Source organism: Flavobacterium psychraerolatum (genome assembly GCF_025960985.1).
Classification (GTDB): Bacteria; Bacteroidota; Bacteroidia; order Flavobacteriales; family Flavobacteriaceae; genus Flavobacterium.
The window spans coordinates 24,468-47,640 of sequence record NZ_JAOQMX010000021.1; the positions used below are offsets into that span (position 1 = coordinate 24,468).

The following is a 23,173-nucleotide window of genomic DNA, read 5'->3' on the forward strand; positions in this document are numbered from 1 at the left end:
GAATTATAAGCTAAAATACAATTTTGAAAGCAATTCACAACCAAGGCTATAATAATGGTGTTGCGATGAAAGTTGGGAATTATAAGCTAAAATACAATTTTGAAAGCAATTCACAACCTAGTAGAGATACTGCGCCTGAGAACTTAGTTGGGAATTATAAGCTAAAATACAATTTTGAAAGCAATTCACAACTGTTCTTGTGTTTTGTAAAGTTTTCATAATGTTGGGAATTATAAGCTAAAATACAATTTTGAAAGCAATTCACAACTTAGTTGGTAAATTATCGTTATCGTTATTAGTTGGGAATTATAAGCTAAAATACAATTTTGAAAGCAATTCACAACTCCTCCCGCTGCGATTGGTATATTTTGCGGGTTGGGAATTATAAGCTAAAATACAATTTTGAAAGCAATTCACAACCTGATTTCAATTAAATCTTTCAAATAAGCTGTTGGGAATTATAAGCTAAAATACAATTTTGAAAGCAATTCACAACGCACCCTACGGGGACGTATAACGTCCTTTTGTTGGGAATTATAAGCTAAAATACAATTTTGAAAGCAATTCACAACCTGTATCTAGGTCTATATATTGGTTTACTGGTTGGGAATTATAAGCTAAAATACAATTTTGAAAGCAATTCACAACAAAAATTGGTTTAATGAATGAACGGGGATTGTTGGGAATTATAAGCTAAAATACAATTTTGAAAGCAATTCACAACTTATGGCATATCGTGTATTGAAATTGCTAAGTTGGGAATTATAAGCTAAAATACAATTTTGAAAGCAATTCACAACGAAAGCATAATTAATAAGAGTTGCAAATTAGTTGGGAATTATAAGCTAAAATACAATTTTGAAAGCAATTCACAACCACATTGCTACTGATGAAGATGATATTGACGTTGGGAATTATAAGCTAAAATACAATTTTGAAAGCAATTCACAACTATAAGCGGGACCATTTTTAATCAACGCTTGTTGGGAATTATAAGCTAAAATACAATTTTGAAAGCAATTCACAACGGTACGTGAGCGCTGTTTTTTTGAGAAATAGTTGGGAATTATAAGCTAAAATACAATTTTGAAAGCAATTCACAACCTTATTTCGCTTCTTATACGTGAACAGATAGTTGGGAATTATAAGCTAAAATACAATTTTGAAAGCAATTCACAACGAAAAAGTACGTCGCCTTTAATCAGCTTCAATACTTTTCCGTTGTGAATTGGATGTTTAAGATTCATAGCATCTTTACTCCTGCTTCGGTGGGATTTTTTTATTTTATACCATTATCTTTTTTTAACCGCTGTATCCCCTAGCCCAGATTGCAACGGAATTCCTTATGCAATAGACTTGTGTTTTTTCTTGGCGATAAAGAGCGACTGAAAGAAGCTCCTTTATGGTCGTAGAAAAAAACAAGGCTATAAATAAGAATGAAGTGTAAAGCGGGAAATAGCTCCTACTAGCTAAAAATACTCTTGAACATAACTTTAATATCGACTTTTGATTTTTGAAATTGATTTTTGATTCTTGCCTTTCGATTCCTTACTTTTACTTTCTATAAAACACCGTCCTCACATGCCTACAACTTTTTCATTATTATTGACTTTTGTTATTGCTCTTGCACTTGGTTTTATCATTGGTAAACTTCTTTCTGGGTCTAGTACTAATGCCGAAAAAAGCAGTTTTAACCAGCAACTTATTGGTTTACAATCGCAACTTGAGCTCGTAAAAGAGCAACGTATGAGTGACCAGGCTAACTTTGAACAACAACGCAAAGACAATCAAAATGAAAAAGAACAATTGCGCAACGACAAGGAAACTCTTGTGATTCAGTTATCAAAAAAGGAAGCTGATTTTGATAATCTATGGGAACGCAACAAGGAACAAAAACAGGAAGTAGAACAATTACAGGAGAAGTTTACCAAGGAATTTGAAAATCTAGCCAACAAAATCCTAGAAGAGAAATCAACAAAATTCACGGAACAAAATAACGAAAACATGAAAAACATCTTGTCTCCATTGCAAGATAAGATTCAGCTATTTGAAAAGAAAGTAGAAGATACTCATAAAGAAAGTATAGATTACCATGCTGCTTTGCGCCAACAAATTTTGGGATTGCGTGAAATGAATCTACAAATGAGTAAGGAAACTTTGAATTTGACCAAGGCATTGAAAGGAGACAGTAAAATACAAGGTAACTGGGGCGAATTGGTACTGGAACGTGTTTTGGAAAAATCAGGTTTGGAGAAAGGGCGTGAATATGAAGTTCAACAAAGTTTTACTGCTGAGGGAGGTAACCGTGTATTCCCTGATGTGGTTATTAATCTTCCTGATGGTAAGAAAATGATTGTAGATTCTAAAGTTTCTTTAACCAGTTACGAAAGGTACATCAATGAGGAAGATGACGAACTAAAAGTTAGTTATTTAAAAGAACATGTTAACTCCATCAATCGTCATGTAGCACAATTGGGGAACAAAAACTATCAGGATTTGTACCAAATAGAAAGTCCAGATTTTGTGCTTCTTTTCATCCCGATCGAGCCTGCATTTGCAATGGCTTTGAATGAGGATACAACACTTTATAACAAAGCCTTTGAGAAAAACATCGTGATTGTAACACCTGCTACCTTGCTGGCTACCTTACGTACAATTGACAGTATGTGGACGAACCAAAAACAACAAGAAAATGCTTTTGAGATTGCGCGCCAAGCTGGTGCACTCTACGATAAATTTGAAGGATTCGTCACTGACTTAATCCGTATTGGTAAAAAGCTAGAAGAAACAAAAACCGAATACAATGGTGCTATGAATAAACTTGTTGAAGGAAAAGGAAACTTAATCACCAGTGTTGAAAAACTCAAAAAAATGGGTGCCAAGGCTAAGAAATCATTACCCGATAGTGTACTGGCTAGAGCAGATCAAAATAACAATATCCTCATTGATAAACAAAACTAAGAAAAGCCCTCACTTATAGATATTAAGGTAGTTTCTTCTTTTAATTTGTTAAAAAAAAATGTAACTTTAAGGGAGCCCCTTAATACTTACACGATGAAAACAACAATACTCCTAATCATCTTATTTTATACCACTACTCTTTTTTCTCAAAAAATACTTACGGTCAAAGATGCCGAGGTTCAATTTGAAGCTTCGGTTCCTGTTTTTGAACCTGTAGCGGCAAAAAACACAGCTGTTCAAGTGGCATTAAATACCAAAAGAGGCTACATTAGTTTTGTAATTCCTATGAACCAATTTATATTTGAAAGAAGTTTGATGCAAGAACATTTCAACGCTTATTACCTAGAAACCGACCGCTATCCACGTGCTACCTTTAAAGGGATAATAGAAAAATTTAACCTTGAGGATATCAATAATACACCAAAAAAATTGTTGATTAAAGGAAAAATAAAAATTCATGGTGAATCCAAAGCAATTACAACTATTGTGAGATTACAAACCACTAATGAAGGCTTTATGATGTCATCTGATTTTGTACTGAACACTGATGACTTTAACATCGAAATTCCATTTCTTATTCGTAATAAAATATCAAAAACAGTAATCGTTAAAGTTTATTCTGTTTTCCCTACAGAAGCCATCAATATTGGCAGTATAACTATTAATACAAAATCTAAAATTCGAGATTAGAAATTGACAAAAATTACGCTCTTCGTTTTCTAGAAATATGCAAATGAGTATACCTCACAATTATAAGGTATAGGTTCATACTACTACACACAAAAAAATTATTTATTTACTACATACTTATCAATCATATATTGCGTAATGGCTTTCAATGGTCTATCATTATCTGGATTAAATCCTGGATTATTAAAAAACTCCACTTTTTTTCCGTTTTTGCAATACCATACAATAGCTTTATGATCCTTAAAAAAGGTTGTAGTATCACAAACCGTTATTTTTCTAAATTTAAGCATATTTTTATTCAAGGGAACTTTTGTTTCTATAGTAACGATTCCAAAACTTGCATCCTCTTTACATTCTACTATTTCATAATGATCCCCTTTCCACTGCATGCACTGCTCTTGCGATAAAAAAAAGAAAACTACTCCACAGATTAGACTGCTAAGAAGCACAGTACTCCCTATTAATTTATAGAAAGTACTTGTACCTCTATTCTCAATACTTTTAATCTCATTTAAGGTAGTGCTAACTTTATTATCCAAAACTTCCTTTTTATCCTTCAAAAAAACCATATCTTCTTCACTATGGTCTTCCTTCAATTCCTTTTCTTTTTTCATGAATCTCAAAAAAGGCCTTGCTTGATAATCAACCAAAATTGCAGCTATATTCAATGCTTCAATGTCTGTTAATTCCGTTTCTCCCTTAAAGAATGTTTCAATAGGTCTAAATTTATCTGTTAAGTCCTTTAACTTATTAAAAGCTGTTGGATTAAATTCAAAACCACAGAAAGAAGCAAAACTCATCAAGTCATCTTTATTTGAAACATCCTTAAAAATTTCAAAACACAAATTTCTGAGTTTAGCTCTAGAAGGATTTAATAACAAACTAGAGTTTTCCTCTTGTATTGCTAGTTTATATTGAGCTTTAATTGCTTTTTTATAATCGTCTAAAGTATTTTTTTTCATAAGCTATTCGGACTTTCTGGGAATCCCATGGAATTATAGGAATCTTAGGAATTCCCTACTATTATCGCTTCACAACTTATCTTTCTTTGCCCTAGAATTTGTTACTGTTCTATTTCGCGATAGGAACAAATGTACAAAACAACTTCCAAAAAAGTGTTGCTATACAGAGTGGAATTTTATTCCGGGAAGTATACAAAACTATTCTGCAACAGCACACTTTACTTCCCAAAACCTAATAACACAAAACGTCAGGCCTCTTTAATTATTCGATTTAATACATCGAACAGGCTAACCTATGTCCAATTTAAAAACAAAAAAAATGAAACAATTTCTTTTAATCTCGATACTAACTGTATCAGCATTTGCTACTGCATCAAATTTTGCAGCACATTCAACAATAGTACAAAAATCAATCTCAATCCCAAACTACATCACAAGCAATGTCAGTAAAGAAAGTAGTACAAACATTATTTCAATATCTAATGAAGGCCCTGGAGATGATTGCATTACTATTTACCCTCCAAAATAATGTAACCCATAGAGTAATAATCTAAAATTATTGTTATTTTCGGGGAAAGTTATAGCAAATGTCTCGTTCCCCGATTATTTTCATTTACCTTATATTATGTTTCTGTTTGGGTTGCCAAAAAGAGCCTCAAAAAAGTACCTCGATTGATCCTACTTCAGAAAAACACCAATTTGCAAAAAGATTATCAATTTCTGCAGACCGGTCTAACTCCTTATCAAAATATAATAGTGCTTTTTTAAAGTACAACCAAGCATCTCGTTTATTTAAAGAAGAAAAAGATAGCACATATACAAGCTACACTTTAATCCAAATAGCAAAAATCCAACAAATTTTTGGTGACTATAGCAGTTCTGAGGAAACCCTTACCGAAGCACTAGACTATACAAAAAATAAGCCCGAGTATCTTTTGGCAATTCATAACTTACTAGGTATTACATCCAAGCACCTAAAAAACTATGGAGATGCAATCATATTTTACAACAAAATTCTAACAACTGTTCAGGATCCTTTATTACAAGTTACACCAATCAATAATATCGCCTCTGTTTACATTGAACAAAAAAAATATCCCGAAGCCATAGCATTACTAGAACCTATCTTGAAAACCAATGTGCTAGACAGTATCCCCAAAAGAAAAGCTATATTGATGGATAATCTAGGATTTGCGTACGTCAAAAATGGATCTACACAAAAAGGGTTAGATCTTATGGAAAACGCATTAAGCATTCGTATTAAAGCTGATGATTCCTATGGTAGTATCGCAAGTTATTTGCATTTGGCAGAATATTATCAATATATAAACGTACAAACATCAATTGTAAATGCTCAACTGGCTTATCAAAAAGCAACTGAAACTAATAGTATTGATGAGCAGTTAGAAGCACTTTCCTTTTTAATGACTCAAAATTCAAAAATGGGGTTCAATGAATATGCTCAAACGTTCATCAAAAAGAATGATAGCATAAAAAAAGTGCGAAACAATGCCAAAAATCAATTTGCCAAAATCAAATACGATGCCTCCAAATCCATATTAGAGAATATTAAATACAAAGAAGAAAGAAGCGAAATTGCATTACAACTTCAAACTAAAAAAAACCAATCTTATTTATTTGGATTTGGTTTTATATTATTACTCATTGCTATAGCTTTCTTGATACATTACTTCAAAAACAAAAACAAACAAGAGCGATTACAAGCTAGTTATTCTACCGAAACTAGAATTTCCAAAAAGCTTCATGATGAACTTGCGAACGATGTTTTCTACGCCATGACTTTTGCAGATTCTCAGGATTTACAAAACCCAATCAAGAAAGAAGTCTTAATGGAGAATTTGGACCAAATTTACAAACGGACTCGTAACATCTCTAGAGAAAATAGTCCAATAGATACTGGTGAAAAATTTGCCTTTAATCTAAAACAAATGCTTAATAGTTACAAAACTAATTTGATCGAAGTCATTATAAAAACTCAAAATCCCATTAACTGGTCTGCCATAGACCCCTATAAGAAAATTGCAATTCAAAGAGTTTTACAAGAATTGATGATAAATATGAAAAAATATAGCCAAGCTACTTTTGTTGTTATTGGCTTCGATTCTCAAGAAAATAGGCTGCTCATCGAGTATTCGGACAACGGAATTGGCTTCACTGAAAAATTAATTTTAAAAAATGGTCTCCAAAATGCGGAAAACCGTATTCATGCTATTAATGGACTTCTTACTTTTGACACTCAAACCCAAAAAGGATTTAAAGCAACAATTAACGTTCCTAAATAATACCCTATATGTTTACAAAAGTTTTAATTGCAGATGATATTGATTTCAATGATGTAGGTGCAGCCCAAATTCTAAAAGAATTGGACGTCCCAGAGGTGCAATATGCAAAATATTGTGATGAAGCCTTACTAAAAATTAAAAAAGCACACCAGGATAATAACCCATATGAATTACTTATCTCCGATTTGTCCTTCAAAGCAGATCATCAAACCAACAAACTCAACTCTGGAGAAGAATTAATACAAGCTGTAAAAGAGCTTTTTCCAGAGATTAAAATCATAGCCTTTTCAATCGAAGATCGACCTCACAAAATAAGAGCCCTCTTTGAAGATCTCCAAATTGATGGTTTTGTACTCAAAGGGCGAAATACTATATATGATTTAAAAATAGCGATTCAAAAAGCGTATAGCTGCCAACCTGGGAATATTTCTCCTGAATTACTCTATATCATGCAAGATAAAGCAACAAGCGAAATCAATCAATATGATATTATTTTACTCAAAAAACTCTCTATAGGCATTAGTCAAGAAGGTATGGAAGCAGTATTGAAACAAGAAGGTATTACTCCCAACAGCAAGAGTTCGATCGAAAAACACATCAATAAACTAAAAATATACTTTAAAGCCAACAATGCAACACATCTTGTTGCAATTGCCAAAGATCTCGGAGTCATCTAGATTTTAAATTATAATTGCCATACAAAAGCTTCCTTCGGGGAGCTTTTTTCGTTTTATACTATTTTGTTTTTGTAATTATCATTATAACATAAGGAAACGTTTTTAACCGTCCTAAGTTTGTCCTTCAACGAATAGAATCCTTAAAAAAAACATTTTATAATAAAAACGTAAAACTCCACCTAGCAGTTTTTACTTTGATTTTATGTTCTTTTTCTAGTATTGATAAGGCTCGAAAGGGGAAAATTAATGTCGAAATTTCTGCTACCTCGGTTAAATATTCTGCTGATTTATAAAATAAATTGTCCGATTACGGTTTCCCGTAAGGGAATGAATATTTATGGGGGTAGGTTTGGAGAATAATTGAACCATAACAAAAAAATTGGGGAGGTATCCGAAAATCCAAAAGAGTAGGAAAAAAAATAATATATATTTCGCATGAAGAAAATTTTATGTTTACTGTCAATGAGTTTAGTTTTAACAATTACAAGTTGTGGAGGAAGTGCATCAGTAATGAGTAATTCAAATAGTAATCAAACTAATGTAGAACTATCTAAGAAAAACTTCAATGTTATTGGAACGGCTTCTGGTGTATCTACTAATACTTACATCTTTGGAATTGGAGGTTCATCAAACAGAGCATTATTGGAGAAAGCTAAAAGTGAAATGATAAAAAATGCAAATTTAACTGGACCAAAAGCAATTGTAAATGTTACTTATGATAAACACTTCAATGGATTTTTTCCTTTTTATTCTCAAGTTACTGTAACTGCATCAGCAAATATTGTTGAGTTTACAGAATAATTTTAAAATTCTGTGTAGACGTCAAAATCTACACAGATTTTTTTTTATAAAATTGAAAAGTTAAATATTATTTTCTGTTTTAATTACATAGAATTAGTTTAAATCAATCTAACTTATTTCAAAAAAAGCTTCCGAAAGGAGGCTTTTTTTCTTTTTATAAAATTTATTTTGCCCGATTGTGGTTTCCCGTAAAGTAATGAAGTTTTATGGGTGTAGGTTTGGAGAAACTTTTAAATCAAGTAATTATGGAACTCAATACACAGCTTAAAGCATTGGCAGATAAGATTATCTTATTAAAAGATAAGATCCAAACAGAAGAGTCGACTAAACACGCTTTTGTTCTACCGTTTATTAATTTGTTAGGTTATGATACGTTCAACCCAACTGAAGTAGTCCCTGAATTTACTGCCGATTTAGGTTTAAAAAAAGGTGAAAAAGTAGATTATGCCATTATCCAAGATGATGAACCAATTTTAATCATTGAATGCAAAAATTGGAAAGAAAGTCTAACAATTCATGGATCTCAACTTTTTCGCTATTTCCATGTTTCCAAAACAAGATTCGCGTTATTGACAAATGGTATAACCTACCAATTCTTTACTGATTTAGACGAAAAAAATAAAATGGATCAAAAACCATTTCTTGAATTTGATATTACAAATCTTAAAGACAACGTCATCAACGAAATTGCTAAGTTCCACAAATCTAATTTCGATGTAAACAATATAGTTACAAATGCTAGTTCATTGAAATACGTGAAAGAAATCAGAAAGCAAATTAATGATGAGTTGACAAATCCATCTAATGAATTTGTAAAGTTGTTTGCTAATAAAGTATATGGAGGACGATTGACTGAAAAAGTCATGGAAGAGTTCAAAGATTTAGTTCAAAAAGGCTTTAACCAATTTATAAACGAAAAAATTAATGACAGACTTAATGCTGCGTTAACTAAAGAAGCGAAACAGCAGCAAGAAGAAGTAGTAGAAACCATTGAGGAAAGCCTTGTCCAAACTACAGAAGAGGAACTTGAAGGCTACAGAATTGTAATCGCAATTCTCCGTAGAAAAATTGCTGTTGATCGTATTGTACACCGTGATACTCAGTCCTACTTTGGGATTTTATTGGATGATAATAATAGAAAACCGTTGTGCAGATTACACCTTAATTCTGGGAAAAAATATATCGGTTTATTTAACGAAAATAAGGTGGAAAAAAAGATGCAAATTGAATCGTTGGATGAGATTTACTCTTTTGAAAAAGAGTTGTTAGATACTGTAGGGAATTACGAAAACGAGAAATAAAAATAAAGATTAGATGACAAAAACAATATTTGCATTCATTATAATATTTACAATGAACTATTCAAGTTCAAAATCAAAAATCGCTATTACTGACATAATATTTGGTAGAGGATGCTCAGGCAGTAAATATTGCTCTGCATGCAAAAATTGTAGTTCTTGTAAACACTGTTCACAAAGAAATGGCAATTGTGGTGTTTGCAAAAATCTAGGCAAGAAGTAATAAATAATAATAAATAAAGAGGATTTATGGACTTAACAACAAAAATGACAATTGAGCTAAAAAGCCATTTTCTAAGACTATATCAAATGGCACTTTCAGATGATAACTTTGATATACTAGAATTACAAATGTTATATTATCTAGCTGAACAACGCGGGATACCAAAAGAAGAACTTGATAAACTATTTATTAATCCTATTAATACACAAACAAGCTTACCAGAGGATTTAAATACTAGGATAGAATATTTATATGACTTAACATGCGTAATGTGGGCAGATGGAATTATAACAGAAGATGAATTAAGTACTTTGAAAAAATATTGCAGGAAATTTGAATTTCTTGACGAAAATATTGATGAATTAGCCAACTACTTAATTGAATGTGTCCAAAAAGGAATGGAAAAAAAAGATATTATTAATCAACTTAATTCTTAACAGATGAAACCTTTACAGCAATTATTTAGTTTAAAGAAAAGTGATCAAACCGAAATCGCTAAGGCACCGGAAACCGAAATTGATAGGGAACAGATTCGAATAACTTATTATCAAAGTGGCTTTGCTGCTTCCGTTAAAGCAACTGGAAAGCCAATTGTTCTCAGAGCTTGCCTTCAAAATTTATTTAGCAGTTTTGAAGACCAGTGCAGAAAACAAGTATTAGAGCAAGAAAGGTTAAAGCAACCATACAAAGAAGAACAAGAAAAATGTAGAACAGAGCTCAAAAAGTGCGAAACCGCCGCAAGTATTTACGTCCAAAAAGAAGTTGAAATTGTTCATAAAATCGAAAAAGCATCCGCAGAAATTGTTGATGTGAGAGTAAATCCTCAAAAGTACATAGATGAAGGTAAAGGTGGAACAGCACAATTTTACATTGGATTAATTCTTCTTTTGCCAATAACACTATATTTATTAGTCTTTTACGTTTCTGCATCTTATTCTGCCTTTTTCAAAGAATTTACAGATGATAGTCTTACTGCTGCGATATTTGATGCAGATGCTCTAACTAATGCATTTAAAGCGAGCTGGTTAGAAGGTGTTTTAGTTATAACAATTCCATTCGTTTTTATGGGTTTAGGATATGTAATTCATATGATGCAAAAAGGCACTGGTATAAAAAAGACTTTACGAATAATTGCACTTTTTACCACAACTTTTCTTTTTGATTCGTTATTAGCTTACGTAATCGAAAAGAAAATTTATGATTTCAACAAAACGCCAGATTCACCCCATTATGATTTAGAAATTGCATTAGGACAAGCTGAATTTTGGATGATTATTTTTGCTGGATTTGTTGTTTATGTTATTTGGGGCTTAGTCTTTGATTTTGTCATGAAAGAATATGAAAATAAAGATAGAATAAGAGTTTTTATAAGGGGTAAAAGAGAAGAAATTGTGAATTTTGAAAAAAGCAAGGCAGAAAACGCTCTTAAAATTCATGAATTTACAAATAAAGGGGATCAGCAAAAAGGAGATATAAAAGTACTTCAATCTAAAATTGATGGATTCGTTTTTCCTGTAAAAGAATATTTAAATTACCATAATCAATATAAAGAAGGCTGGTTTCAAGCCATTGGAACTGAAATAGCTTTAGCAAAAGATCAAAAAGATATATTATTGTTGGAATGTGATGATGTTGCAACTGAACATTTAAAATCTGTAGATCTTAATAATTCAGACCATCAAAATTTAGTTTACTCACAAAATTAATTCTATTATGAAATTATTAATAAAAAACACTTTTACTTTTTTCGTTTTCTCTATTTTATTATTGTCATGTAAAAATGATTCTAAAGAAGAAAGTTCAAAGCAAAAAACTACTAATTTAACCTCCAGCAAAATTGATAACAATTATAATATTAGTATCTTATTAGACCTATCTGATAGAATTAGCCCAGTTTTGAATCCTAATAAAGCAATGGAGTTTTACCAAAGAGATTTAAGCTATATAAACTCGATTTCAAATGCATTCACTGCACATATAAAAGGTAAAAAGATCATGCAAATGAATGATAAAATTGAAGTGTATTTTAATCCTGAACCACAAAATGAGGAAATAAATACTATTTCTAAAAAATTAAAATTTGAATTTAATAAATCAAATGCTTCGATTTCAAACATTCAACAGGTTAATGAAGCATACAATGTTGAAACAGCAAAAATTTACCAATTAGCTATTAAGGATAACAATTATATTGGATCAGATATATGGAGGTTTTTCGCCAATAATGTAAATGATTATAGCATCCAAAAAAATCATCGCAATATCCTAATAATTTTAACGGATGGTTATATGTATCACGAAAACACGAAAATGACTGAAGGAAATCTAACAACGCAATTGCTACCTGGAATAATAAAATCAAAAGGATTAAACACATCAAATTGGGAAAAAATATTTAATGATAACAAATTAGGCTTTATTCCCGCTAATGAAGATTTATCCGATCTGGAAATTTTAGTATTAGGACTTAATCCTAGTTCGCAGAATCCTTACGAAGGAAAGGTTATTAAAAAATATTGGAGTAATTGGTTCACTAAAATGAAAGTGAAAAGATTTGAAATCAAAGAAACAGGTTTACCAAGTAACATAGATAAAGTTATAAACGATTTTATAACCAACTAATTTGAGAAATAAACTTTTGAATAAACCCACTCTAAAACTCACCCTCGCCATCCTCCTACTAGCCTGCCTCCTACCCTTGCCTTACGGTTATTTTCAACTTGTTCGGTTTTTGGGTATGGCAGGATTTGGGTATTTAGCAGTGTTGCCATCGGGTGAAGAAAAGAAGAATGAAGTAATTATTTATATTGCTTTGGCATTGCTTTTTCAACCGTTTTTTAAAATTGCATTGGGGAGAACGATTTGGAATATAGTCGATGTTATCATTGCACTTGGTTTATTAGGATCTATTGCCTTACCTTCGAAAAAACAATAAGCAGCCCTACAAATGTCTATTACTAAAAATCGGTTTTCCTCTTTTAAACTACATTTTCTATTCCTCTTTATTTTTGTGTGGGTACAGTTTGGTGCGGTTTGCGCCCAAACCAAAATTGTGTCTTGGAACATCGAAAATTTAGGCAAGTCCAAGTCGGATAGCGAAATCGAATTTATAGCCAATACCCTCAGAAATTTTGATGTGGTGGCACTACAGGAAGTCGTAGCGGGCTATGGCGGGTCACAGGCAGTTGCAAGGCTTGCAGATGTACTCAACCGTAAGGGCAGCCGCTGGGATTATATTGTGAGCGAGCCTACAACGAGTAGCGCCTACAAAACGGAACGCTATGCTTTTTTGTGGAAAACGGCCAAAATTAGAAAAATTGGTACTGCTTGGCTCGAGAAAAAATACAATTTGGAGATTGATCGTGAGCCGTTTTATTGCACTTTTGAAGCGGATCATAAAAGCTTTACTTTGGTTAATTTTCACGCAATTACAAAAAGCAAACAACCGGAGACGGAAATCAAATATTTCAAATTTTTACCTGCTCAATATCCAACACTTAATTTAATATTTACGGGAGATTGGAATTGTCCACAATCGCATACCGTTTTTAATCCATTACGAAAAATGGGGTATTTGCCTATTTTAACCAATCAAAAAACATCATTGAAAAGAGATTGTGTTTTCGAAGAATGTTTGTCGTCTGAATTTGACAACCTCTTTTATAATTCAACCAAAGTAGTCATTAAGAGTACAGGAGTACTACTTTTTTACAAAAAATTTAATACTTTAAAAGAAGCACATTCTATTTCCGATCATATACCTATTTGGGCTGAAATTCAAATAAACTAATTCCGTATTTAGTATACTTTTCAGAATTATCTCATAAGACTACATACAACATTAATCATATGAGTATAAACTTATCCGAAATTACCTTTTACTTAAATTTTAATAAGGATTCACTACTTCCATTTATACTACTAAAAAATCATTTCTACTATAAAATTCAATATTGGGAAAGCTCTAAATTTCCTCCTTAACCATTGAAAACTTAAGTTTAAATGTTAATCTTATCCAAAACTTTTTTTTATATCAAAGCAGATGCTTAGTTTTGTAATGTATTAAAAGTTAAATGGCTAGAAAAAAACAATATATCGAAGAACAAGTAATCGAAAAAGCTATGGCTTTGTTCTGGCGAAATGGTTATGAAAATACTTCAGTACGTATGTTGGAACAAGAAATGGGAATTAATCAATTTTCAATTTATGCTAGCTTTGGTAATAAACAAGGTGTTTTTATCGAAAGTTTGAAAGCGTATAAAAAGCGCATCCGTAGTATTACAGATGTTTTGGAAAACTCAAATAATGGTATCAAAGGTATTAAGGACTATTTTTATTCATTTTTAGAATTTTCGAAAGAGGGTCTATTAAAAAAAGGGTGTTTGGTTACCAATACCATTAATGAAATAGGTGATAATGACGAAGATGAAATTCGAATAGAGTTAATGAATTTCTTCGGTAACATTATAAAACTATTCCATAAGAATCTTGCGCAAGACCATAGCAAAAATGAAAGTACTATTGAGACACAAGCAAATTACCTCGGTGGAAGTATGTTGGGACTATCAATGGCGTCTAAAATGATGAATGAAAAACAATTGAAAGACTATATCGAAACAATCTTTATAAAGCTTTAAACCTTTTTTTAAAACAAATCTAAGCGATTGCTTAGTAATTAAATCAATAAATTAAAATTAAAACAAAAATTATGAGTACATTAAAAATTCACACAATCGAGTCTGCACCAGAACAAAGTAAACCATTATTGGAAAAATCATTGAAGGCCTACGGAATCGTTCCCAATTTACATGGTGTATTGGCTGAAGCTCCTGGTATACTGCAAGGTTACCAAGATTTACATGATTTATTCGTTAACTCTTCATTCAATAATGATGAATTGACAGTTGTTTGGCAAACCATCAACGTAGAACACGATTGTCACTATTGTGTACCAGCACATACAGGAATCGCTCACTCAATGAAAGTAGATCCTGCTATCACTGAGGCTTTGAGAAATAGAACATCAATGCCAAACGCAAAACTTCAAGCACTACATGTATTTACTTTGGCAATGGTAAGAGACCGTGGGTATGTATCGGATGCTGATTTAGATGATTTTTATGCTGCAGGATATGAGCAAAGACAAGTACTTGAAGTAATTTTGGGACTATCTCAAAAAGTAATTAGTAACTATGTTAATCATGTTGCAGCTACCCCTATAGATGCTCCTTTTGAACAATTTTCTTGGAAAAAATAAATCACTAATTTTGTATAGGCATTATTAATAAGGATAATGCCTATTTAAATTTAAAACAGAGATAACATGCAAAAAACAATCGCCTTTGATATATACGGAACATTAATTAACACAGAAAGTATTCTCCAATCATTAAAAATTATTGATGCTCAAAATGCAACCGATATAATGGAAACTTGGAGAAATAAACAATTGGAGTACTCTTTTAGAAGAGGGTTAATGAATTCTTATGTTGATTTTTCAGTTTGTACTGCAAATGCATTGGATTATGCATGCCTAAAACATGGGTCAGTAATTGATAAAGCACAAAAGGAATCGCTACTACAAGAATATAAAAAGCTACCAGTTTTTCCCGACGTAGTATCAACTTTAGAGAAACTGCATAAAGAAAATATCAAACTAGTTGCTTTTTCAAACGGTTCACGAAATGCTATTATCGAACTACTAACAAATGCTCAAATACTACATATTTTTGACAAAATAGTAAGCGTTGAAGATGTTCAATCTTTCAAACCAAGCCCTATTGTTTATGCTCATTTATTGAAAGAAACCGATTCTGAAAAATCAAATACTTGGCTGGTCTCAAGTAATCCATTTGATATTACAGGTGCTGGATCATTTGGACTACAAACCATTTGGGTACAACGGTCTGACAAATCTCTTTTTGACCCTTGGGAAATTCAACCATCACGAATTATAAGTAAACTTGACGACATTAGTATAAAATAAAATACCACAAAAAAATCCTAAGCCTTACGACTTAGGATTTTTTGATTATAGTAGAGACGGATAGTATCCATCTCTACTATAATTATTTTACTTCTTCAAATTCAACGTCTTCAACGTTGTCTCCTTGAGTTTCAGCTTGTGGTTCTGTACCACCTTGAGCTTGTTCTCTTTCAGCATACATTGCTTCTGTTGCTTTTTTCCAAGCAGCGTTGATGCAATCCACTAAAATTTGAATTACTGGAATAGATTAAGATTATTAATCGATTATTACTAAGGATTATTTTACTATCAATTTTTCGATAGCAGTTTTACCATTCTCTTCTACCTTAACAACGTACATTCCTCTAACTAGTTTAGAAATATTAATTTCTTTACTGTCTGTAGTAACCGTTAACATTTCTTTTCCAGAAACGTCAAAGAAGCTAATTTTTTTCGTTCCATTTGTAGCAGATACGATATACACCTTACCGTCTACCGTTGGATTTGGAAAAATTGCAAATCCATCAATTGCAGATGTGTTAACACCTAGGGAACAATCAGCGTCCATCACAGTTATTGAGCGCAAGGTTGAAGTCTCGTTCCCTAAAGCATCTGTAACACTGTAATGAACTGTGTATTGTCCAGAAACATCTACGTTTACAGATCCTGTTACAACAACAGCCGATGTCAAAGTGGTACTTAGATTATCCATAGCAGCATAACCAGGTTCTACAAATCCACAACTTTTTCCTATTGTGATGTATTCATCTCCTAGTAAAGTTAAGGTTGGTTTTGCTCTTTCGATAGTAACTGTCCAGTTTGCAATAGCTCCGCTTTGCGAAAGAATATTGTATCCTACTGGTATCGAATAATTTAATGGTGTAACACCACTACTTTGAAGATATGTTCCAATACGCGCTGTTGCAAATTGAGAAACTTCAAAACTTGGATTCAAAGCAGAAAGAATAGCATTGTTATTAACCAAGACTTTTACTGTTTTAAATCCTTCTTCAATTACAGACGATCCAATTTGATTTGCTACCGTGTAAGAAATAAATTTAGCTTCAGTATTTTTAGCATCAACTGTAATCATATAATTTGTTTTCGAAAGTTTATTTTCTGAAACTACGGTTACTAAAATGCTATTCGAATAATCCAATTCAGATGTTACTGTTCCTGTTTGTTTTACATCATCAATGTAAAGTTCTGCACCTGAAGAAACGGTAAATGCCGCTTTTAAATTTGAAGTAGCTACTCCAAAGGGAACCGTAGCAGTTACATTATCTCCAAAAATAGTAGTTGTAATACCTTGTGTCAAACTAGGATTTGCGCTGGTAGTGAAATTATAGCTTGTTAATTTACTTTCACTATTTAACCCAACAAGGACATTAATATTGTATTGTTCTACAATTCCTGTATTGAATCCAACTCCTTGAACCTCTAGGATAACAGGCAGTGCTAAGTTTACCAATGTTTGACCACTTATTACTGGAAGACCTCCAATCGTTACGGTAGAATTCATCCCTGCACTATAATCTATTGTAGCAGCAGTAATATCTGCTCCATCTTTTAATACAACGTTGTATGTTTTAGTAGCTGCATCATAAGAAGATGATAATTGTTCTGTCAACTTCAAGCTTTCTAATAATACTGGTGTATTCCAGAATTTACCAGAACCCATACCATTTGTGTCTGCATTTTTGACAATAGCCGTATTATCACTTGCGCTTGTGTCGTATACAAATTGTCCATCACCTGAAGAAAATGAATAGTACGCTAATAAGCCAGCTTCATTCCCTGTAAATTTAGTTGTTGAGTTGGCGATCAATGTAGCTTGATCACGAACACCCGACCAGATACGAACTTCATCAATTTTACCATCAACACCACGTGTTAGTGAAGCATTGTTACCAATGAATGCTTGTGAAGTTGCATTAGTAGAAGCTGCCGCAGCGACACCTGTCGTTGTGTAAGGGGCAACAACACCATCCACATAAATTGTGTAAACATTACTTGAACTTACAGAGAAAGCGATATGTTGCCATTTGTTCAACGACACAGAATTTAATCCTGTGTTCAATACGTAAGAACCAGTAGCAGTAGTAATTGATAATACTAAACTATTCTCCTGATATGTAGGATTGTTATTAGTATGAACAAACAAAAGCACTTTTGACTTATCCAAAATTCTACCAAATGTCGTTGGATTATTTCTGTTTACCCAAGCTTCAAAAGTATAATTATTTGTTAAGTCTAGAGCTGGACTTGCATCCGTAACTATATAATCATTAACACCGTCAAATGTACCTACGACGTTGGTAGCTGTATTTGCTGCATGGTTAAACGAGATTGATTTTAAATCATTTGTAGCATCTGTATCTCCAACCAATTTAGTATATACTTCTATTGTATAATTACCAACAGCTGCTAAATCTGCCTTTGTTGTAAAAGTGAAGGTTCCTGTTGAACCAGCTGCAATTGAAGCTGTACTTGTTTGCACTACTTCTGCACCAGCATTAATCTTATAAGCAATCGGAAAATTTGAAATCGCAGTTGTTGAATAGTTGCGAATAAGAGCAGTAATTGTAACTGGTTTCATTCCTAATTTTACTGGTGCCGTGATTGATTCTACGCTTGCATCAGCTGCAGTAAAAGGTAAAACATTAATTGTGTACTCTTCTATTTCGAAATCATCTCTTGAAGTTGTTAAGCCATCGAAAGTCGGTCCAAGATTCACGTTGAAATATTCACCTGGAGATCGGAACATGTGAATAACGCGCATTAACTTTTCACCAGAAGTGGTATTCGCTGGAATTGTTAATCCTCCTACTAACGTGAAATTATTTCTAAAATTATGCACACTGGTTGTTGAAGCAATAGCTGGAGACGTAGCAGTGGTTACCGTATTTACCCAAAAGTTTCCTGCGTAAAATTCATCTGTTAGATTTCCATCACCATTTAGATCGATTACAATCATTGTAAAAACACCTGGTGTTGTATTGGATAAATCTCTAGAAATTGGTCTTTCTGGTTTTGAAATAGTAATTTCAGGTTGATAAGTAAATCCAGCATATACCGGAATTTTGATATCCTTAAAGTTTGAATAACTAGTCGTTCCTGATGTATTTACGATATCATTCCATTTCATTTTTGTAATAGCAAAACCATTTGTATTTGTATGAACAGGTAACTCATTGCTATTATAAACTACTTTTTCGATAACATTATTAGTTAGATTGTCATCTACTTCGTCAATACCTGCCTTAATAGTATAAGTAGCACCAACTACAGATAAATCTGCCGTAGCTGTAAAAGTATAACTAACTGTTACCAATGTCGATATTGAAGGAACAACACCTACTACTTTGGTACCACCATTTACTTGAAAAAATACAGGTACATTAGTTCGGGTCGCAGGACCCAAGTTAGTTACACGAACAGTAACTGCATTTGTTGCCGTTTTCAATCCAAGAATTTCCGGTGTAGTGATTGATGCCATTTGTGTATCATTAACCGTAGGTTTAGAAACACATGATATGTTTGCTACCCATCCTTTGTCTACTACTTCAGTATCTGATGTAAATTTGAATGTAAGTTCTCCACCTGTTGCAGTTGATGTCAAAGAAGGAGGAAGCGCAGTTCCATCATATACACCTAACAAAGTAGCACTAGTTGAAGATCCATTATAAATATAAAGAAAATCATATCCTGATTCAAGGCTGAACTCTGTAAAATCAACCTTAATACTGTTTCCAGTAACAGATGGTTTAAAAGTGATTGTTTGAGAAAGATTATTAGTATAATCACCATATCTACTTCCACTATCAACAAACACATCAGCGCAAGTAGTTACTGTTGCAGTACTTCCCATAACAGTATCTGTTCCATTATTAATAACCGTTTTGGTTATTGAATTATTTGTAACGTCCGAATCACTTACAGGCGTTATTTTACCAACGATGGTGTACACTCCACCAACAGATAAATCTGCCTTTTGTATAAAAATATAGGTAAGTTCACTCAAAGGTGCAATTGGTCCCGGAATTATTTCTACTACCTTGGTTCCATTATTCAATTGATATGAAATCGGAATATTACTTATAGCTGTAGGAGAGAAATTATAAACTTTAGCAGAAACCGTTTCTGCTGCTGTAAATGCAGTGTTAGTTGTTAGTGCAGTAAGTGCAAGATCACTAGTCGTTTGCTCATACATTTCAACATTATCTACATAAATAATATTGTAGGTTGGTGTTGTAGTAGCATCATTATCCATAACACCTTCAAAGGTTACATTAAATTTACTTCCAGCATAAGCCGCTAAGTTAAATGTTAATGCTCTTGTTGTTGAAGTTGTTGTTCCAGTATAAACTGAAGTACCATCAGCACTTGTTAAAGCAACACCATTTACCAAAACTCTAAAAAAGTTTTTATTCGTAGTTACACTATTTTGCAAAATCAAATCAAACTTCAAACGTAAAGCTTTACCAGAAAGACTAGTGGCATCAATTTCGCAAAAAGATAATCTCTTTATAAAGTTAGGGTTATTTGTAAATGCAGTTGTAGCTGTACTAGTAGTCCAAAGCGGTGATCCCGCAACAGCAGATCCTGACATCTTTACAGCATCTAATGTGATAAGGCTTACAGACTCGTATCCAATAGAACCAGCTGTACTTGCTTTTGACAAGGTATAATTAGTTGGTTTTCTATCATTAAAGTTTTCTTTGAATGGTAAACTTAAGGCCGTTAAAACAGGTGCACTTATTGGTTCTACATTTACAGCCTTTACTCTTTCTGAAACAATACCAGTTGCGATATCAATAGCACGAACTGTAAACCAGTTATTTTCGCTAATAGTTAAATTTGTAAAAGTGTAAGTTGGGTCTGTTACAATAGCAACCGAATCAAATTGGTAGCCATTAAGTCTTAATACCTCATACTTTGCGCCAGGAATAGCATCCCAGTCCATTTTATAAGATGAGCTTCCGCAGGTTGCAGGTGCAATTACCAAATTTTTTGGCTCAGGCATAACGATAAAAGTTTCATTTGAAACCTGTACTTTAGAACCAGCTATAATTCTGATCTTTGCATTGGCAACTACTCCAGCAGGAACCTTCCACGCAAAATTTCTTGCTGTTGCAGGTAAATCAGTTGCAATACTTGTGTACGTACTACCACCATCTTTAGAATATTCAATAGTAAAGGTTTTATCCTCTCCTTCATAATCCCAACGAATGTACTCCGTATTATCTGGATTAAATTTCTCTCCTCCGATTGGGTAAGTCAAAACTAATTCTGGAGCAACATAATCGTAAACCACTGCAAATTCCTGAGCATCCAATGGAACATTTGTCCCAGTCACAATGATTTTGTAAGTTCCAGCTGCTGGATTATCTAAAGTGATTTGCTCAATATTATTCAAATAATCTACGCCTCTTTTTGCATTTGAATTGGGTAATGTTGGATCTAAAATCCAAGGTAGTGTAACCACACCATCTTTTACAATTTTAATATCCAAATCGTTAACTAAAATAGCCGTTGCACCAGGAGTCGCACCCGGATCTGTGTAGTTTAACATTACTTTCAAAGAAACCAATCCTGCAGGTACTATAATTTGTTTTTCATAAGACGCTCCATTTACTACCGAAGCAGTATAAAACATTTTCTTGTCTAATACTTTTACAGCACGCAATGCATTTAGATTTCCAAAACCATATTTATAATCTGGACCCGGATTACCAACGTCTTTTGCAGTATTACATACAAGAGCTTTCATTAATGATGCTAATGGTTTTTCAGTATAAATATTTTTATACCTTTCATAAAGCAGTACTAATGTTCCAGAAGTTCCAGGTGTAGCCATAGAAGTTCCACTCATAATTTGATATCCATTTGAATAGTCTAACGAATATACATTAGAACCAACAGCAGAAATTTGCGGTACCAATCGACCGTCAAGTGTTGGACCAAAACTACTATAGTTACTTATCACATCAGTAGGTTCGTTGGCTGCTACATGCAAGGCATTTTTTGATGCTTTAGTTGAAGTATTAAATCCACCAGCATAGGCTGACTGTGCATTTCCGTTTGAATATACGTTTAATAAATATGGATATTTCACAGTCACATCATCATCACCTCTATCACTTACATTATAGCGGGTAGTGTTATACCCAGAAGTAAGATTTACACCATAGGAATTTGAAGTAAGCTCTACTCCATCATTTGCTGCAGCAAGATCTCTTTCAGCATAAACTGGTAGCCCATTAGATTGGGTGTTGAAATTCCAACCGTACATTTGTACTTCTGGCGCCATACCTTTCGCTTTAGGATCAAGTATACCTGCACCTCCAATTGTTCCAGATACGTGTTCACCATGTGAAGAAGCCGATTCATATTCTCTATTCGTCACCCTTCCGGTATGATCAATATGTTTTTCAAGATTTCCGTCCCAAATACCAATTTTAACTCCTCTACCGGTTAAATCATAACCAAGACCAGGAATTTTTGAACTTAGTACATTTACCTTGTGAGAAGTAACACCAGGAAGGTTATCACTTTCAACTGGAGCAGCAATCAACTCAATATTTTGTACCCAGTTTAATTTTGCAATTTCATTCAATTTAGCAGCTGGTACTTGCAAATAAACTTGATCAAAATCTTTTATTACTTTAAATCCTTTTACAGACAAAACCTGTAAATCTGAAGCAATTACTGCTTGATCTGCTTCTTTAAAATAGCTCACTACTACTTTAACTTCATTTTCTTCCATCGCATAGTCTGGAACCTCTCCGCTTGCAATGATAGGATCAATTTTATACCCTGGTTCCACTTGTAGCACTGTTCTAATATTTTTAGAAAAAGTGCTTTGATTATAGTACTTTGAATCAATAGCTACGTAGTAACTATTATTTGACAAATAATCAATAATTGTAATTCCTTGATTTTTCAATTCGCTCTGTTCCTTAGCTGTTGGAGTAGTTTGAAATTGGACTAAAGAATATTCCGTTTTTGGAATTTTATGTCTGGCATTTTTTTTGCGAGCAGTCATTTGCTGCTTAAAATTTGCCGAAGTGGTAATTTTCCTTCCATTGATTAGAATAGAATAATCATCCGGATTGCTGTGTTGCGACCACCCCATGATCGCAAAGAGTAGCAAAATAACTGAGAGTAATTTTTTCTTCATGTTTTTAATAAATTTGTTATATAAATGTAAAAGATCAAATATATATCAAGAAGAAAGAAATTCAATCTCTAGGAATTGAATAATTCGAACATAAAAATGCATATAAAACA

At 32.8% G+C, this 23,173-nt stretch carries 18 protein-coding genes and 1 CRISPR repeat array (1 of these 19 running past the window's edge); of the genes, 15 read left to right on the forward strand and 3 right to left on the reverse strand.

What is annotated here, in order from left to right; translation table 11 throughout:
* Positions 1-1,180: a CRISPR direct-repeat array (repeat unit 46 nt; unit sequence GTTGGGAATTATAAGCTAAAATACAATTTTGAAAGCAATTCACAAC) (it extends 1,371 nt beyond the left edge of the window).
* A 401-nt stretch (positions 1,181-1,581) separates the two neighbouring features.
* Together M2326_RS09395 and M2326_RS09400 are read left to right on the forward strand one after the other, a co-directional pair.
* Positions 1,582-2,961: a DNA recombination protein RmuC gene (locus M2326_RS09395; protein WP_264619305.1), complete on the forward strand. Its 1,380-nt coding sequence runs from the start codon at positions 1,582-1,584 to the stop codon at positions 2,959-2,961.
* A 93-nt stretch (positions 2,962-3,054) separates the two neighbouring features.
* The gene (locus M2326_RS09400; RefSeq protein ID WP_264619306.1) at positions 3,055-3,651 is read left to right on the forward strand and encodes a YceI family protein; all 597 of its coding nucleotides are present in this window, start codon (positions 3,055-3,057) and stop codon (positions 3,649-3,651) included.
* 98 nt (positions 3,652-3,749) lie between these two features.
* Here the strand turns inward: M2326_RS09400 and M2326_RS09405 are convergent, their stop codons facing one another.
* Entirely contained in the window at positions 3,750-4,613 is an 864-nt protein-coding gene (locus M2326_RS09405; protein WP_264619307.1) for a hypothetical protein, read from the reverse strand.
* A 319-nt stretch (positions 4,614-4,932) separates the two neighbouring features.
* On the opposite strand from M2326_RS09405, the gene M2326_RS09410 reads away from it, so the two are divergent.
* The 13 genes from M2326_RS09410 to M2326_RS09470 all read left to right on the forward strand — a co-directional run bounded on the left by M2326_RS09410 (position 4,933) and on the right by M2326_RS09470 (position 15,901).
* Entirely contained in the window at positions 4,933-5,142 is a 210-nt protein-coding gene (locus tag M2326_RS09410; RefSeq protein WP_264619308.1) for a hypothetical protein, read from the forward strand.
* Positions 5,143-5,248: 106 nt separating this feature from the next.
* Positions 5,249-6,916, forward strand: a complete 1,668-nt coding sequence (locus M2326_RS09415; RefSeq protein ID WP_264619309.1) for an ATP-binding protein — start codon at positions 5,249-5,251, stop codon at positions 6,914-6,916.
* A gap of 8 nt (positions 6,917-6,924) precedes the next feature.
* A complete protein-coding gene (locus tag M2326_RS09420; RefSeq protein WP_264619310.1) occupies positions 6,925-7,593 on the forward strand; it encodes a response regulator transcription factor in 669 nt (222 codons plus the stop codon).
* Between the two features lie 435 nt (positions 7,594-8,028).
* Positions 8,029-8,394: a DUF6567 family protein gene (locus M2326_RS09425; protein ID WP_264619311.1), complete on the forward strand. Its 366-nt coding sequence runs from the start codon at positions 8,029-8,031 to the stop codon at positions 8,392-8,394.
* Positions 8,395-8,639: 245 nt separating this feature from the next.
* Positions 8,640-9,695, forward strand: a complete 1,056-nt coding sequence (locus tag M2326_RS09430) for a type I restriction endonuclease (RefSeq protein WP_264619312.1) — start codon at positions 8,640-8,642, stop codon at positions 9,693-9,695.
* A gap of 246 nt (positions 9,696-9,941) precedes the next feature.
* Positions 9,942-10,352, forward strand: a complete 411-nt coding sequence (locus M2326_RS09435) for a hypothetical protein (RefSeq protein WP_264619313.1) — start codon at positions 9,942-9,944, stop codon at positions 10,350-10,352.
* A 3-nt stretch (positions 10,353-10,355) separates the two neighbouring features.
* Positions 10,356-11,621: an ABC transporter permease gene (locus tag M2326_RS09440; protein WP_264619314.1), complete on the forward strand. Its 1,266-nt coding sequence runs from the start codon at positions 10,356-10,358 to the stop codon at positions 11,619-11,621.
* Positions 11,622-11,628: 7 nt separating this feature from the next.
* Positions 11,629-12,537 carry a hypothetical protein gene (locus tag M2326_RS09445; RefSeq protein WP_264619315.1) on the forward strand — a complete coding sequence of 303 codons (909 nt, stop codon included), beginning with the start codon at positions 11,629-11,631 and terminating at the stop codon, positions 12,535-12,537.
* A 1-nt stretch (position 12,538) separates the two neighbouring features.
* Positions 12,539-12,850, forward strand: coding sequence for a DUF6804 family protein (locus M2326_RS09450; RefSeq protein WP_319800835.1), 312 nt, complete (start codon positions 12,539-12,541; stop codon positions 12,848-12,850).
* A gap of 12 nt (positions 12,851-12,862) precedes the next feature.
* On the forward strand, positions 12,863-13,705 hold the full coding sequence (locus M2326_RS09455; RefSeq protein ID WP_264619316.1) for an endonuclease/exonuclease/phosphatase family protein: 843 nt from the start codon (positions 12,863-12,865) through the stop codon (positions 13,703-13,705).
* A 283-nt stretch (positions 13,706-13,988) separates the two neighbouring features.
* Positions 13,989-14,552, forward strand: a complete 564-nt coding sequence (locus M2326_RS09460) for a TetR/AcrR family transcriptional regulator (protein WP_264619317.1) — start codon at positions 13,989-13,991, stop codon at positions 14,550-14,552.
* A 71-nt stretch (positions 14,553-14,623) separates the two neighbouring features.
* Positions 14,624-15,172: a carboxymuconolactone decarboxylase family protein gene (locus M2326_RS09465; RefSeq protein ID WP_264619318.1), complete on the forward strand. Its 549-nt coding sequence runs from the start codon at positions 14,624-14,626 to the stop codon at positions 15,170-15,172.
* Between the two features lie 66 nt (positions 15,173-15,238).
* Positions 15,239-15,901, forward strand: coding sequence for a haloacid dehalogenase type II (locus M2326_RS09470; protein ID WP_264619319.1), 663 nt, complete (start codon positions 15,239-15,241; stop codon positions 15,899-15,901).
* Between the two features lie 82 nt (positions 15,902-15,983).
* Here M2326_RS09470 and M2326_RS09475 read toward each other — a convergent pair whose 3' ends face one another.
* Both M2326_RS09475 and M2326_RS09480 read right to left on the reverse strand, forming a co-directional pair.
* Positions 15,984-16,124, reverse strand: coding sequence for a hypothetical protein (locus tag M2326_RS09475; RefSeq protein ID WP_264619320.1), 141 nt, complete (start codon positions 16,122-16,124; stop codon positions 15,984-15,986).
* A gap of 54 nt (positions 16,125-16,178) precedes the next feature.
* The gene (locus M2326_RS09480) at positions 16,179-23,063 is read right to left on the reverse strand and encodes a S8 family serine peptidase (protein ID WP_264619321.1); all 6,885 of its coding nucleotides are present in this window, start codon (positions 23,061-23,063) and stop codon (positions 16,179-16,181) included.
* Positions 23,064-23,173: the final 110 nt, after the last annotated feature.

Bases quoted from the DNA above. Each gene is read 5' to 3' on its own strand.
- M2326_RS09395 (WP_264619305.1), top strand. From the start codon at position 1,582: ATGCCTACAACTTTTTCATTATTATTGACTTTTGTTATTGCTCTTGCA.
- M2326_RS09400 (WP_264619306.1), top strand. From the start codon at position 3,055: ATGAAAACAACAATACTCCTAATCATCTTATTTTATACCACTACTCTT.
- M2326_RS09405 (WP_264619307.1), bottom strand. From the start codon at position 4,613: ATGAAAAAAAATACTTTAGACGATTATAAAAAAGCAATTAAAGCTCAA.
- M2326_RS09410 (WP_264619308.1), top strand. From the start codon at position 4,933: ATGAAACAATTTCTTTTAATCTCGATACTAACTGTATCAGCATTTGCT.
- M2326_RS09420 (WP_264619310.1), top strand. From the start codon at position 6,925: ATGTTTACAAAAGTTTTAATTGCAGATGATATTGATTTCAATGATGTA.
- M2326_RS09425 (WP_264619311.1), top strand. From the start codon at position 8,029: ATGAAGAAAATTTTATGTTTACTGTCAATGAGTTTAGTTTTAACAATT.
- M2326_RS09430 (WP_264619312.1), top strand. From the start codon at position 8,640: ATGGAACTCAATACACAGCTTAAAGCATTGGCAGATAAGATTATCTTA.
- M2326_RS09435 (WP_264619313.1), top strand. From the start codon at position 9,942: ATGGACTTAACAACAAAAATGACAATTGAGCTAAAAAGCCATTTTCTA.
- M2326_RS09440 (WP_264619314.1), top strand. From the start codon at position 10,356: ATGAAACCTTTACAGCAATTATTTAGTTTAAAGAAAAGTGATCAAACC.
- M2326_RS09445 (WP_264619315.1), top strand. From the start codon at position 11,629: ATGAAATTATTAATAAAAAACACTTTTACTTTTTTCGTTTTCTCTATT.
- M2326_RS09455 (WP_264619316.1), top strand. From the start codon at position 12,863: ATGTCTATTACTAAAAATCGGTTTTCCTCTTTTAAACTACATTTTCTA.
- M2326_RS09460 (WP_264619317.1), top strand. From the start codon at position 13,989: ATGGCTAGAAAAAAACAATATATCGAAGAACAAGTAATCGAAAAAGCT.
- M2326_RS09465 (WP_264619318.1), top strand. From the start codon at position 14,624: ATGAGTACATTAAAAATTCACACAATCGAGTCTGCACCAGAACAAAGT.
- M2326_RS09470 (WP_264619319.1), top strand. From the start codon at position 15,239: ATGCAAAAAACAATCGCCTTTGATATATACGGAACATTAATTAACACA.
- M2326_RS09480 (WP_264619321.1), bottom strand. From the start codon at position 23,063: ATGAAGAAAAAATTACTCTCAGTTATTTTGCTACTCTTTGCGATCATG.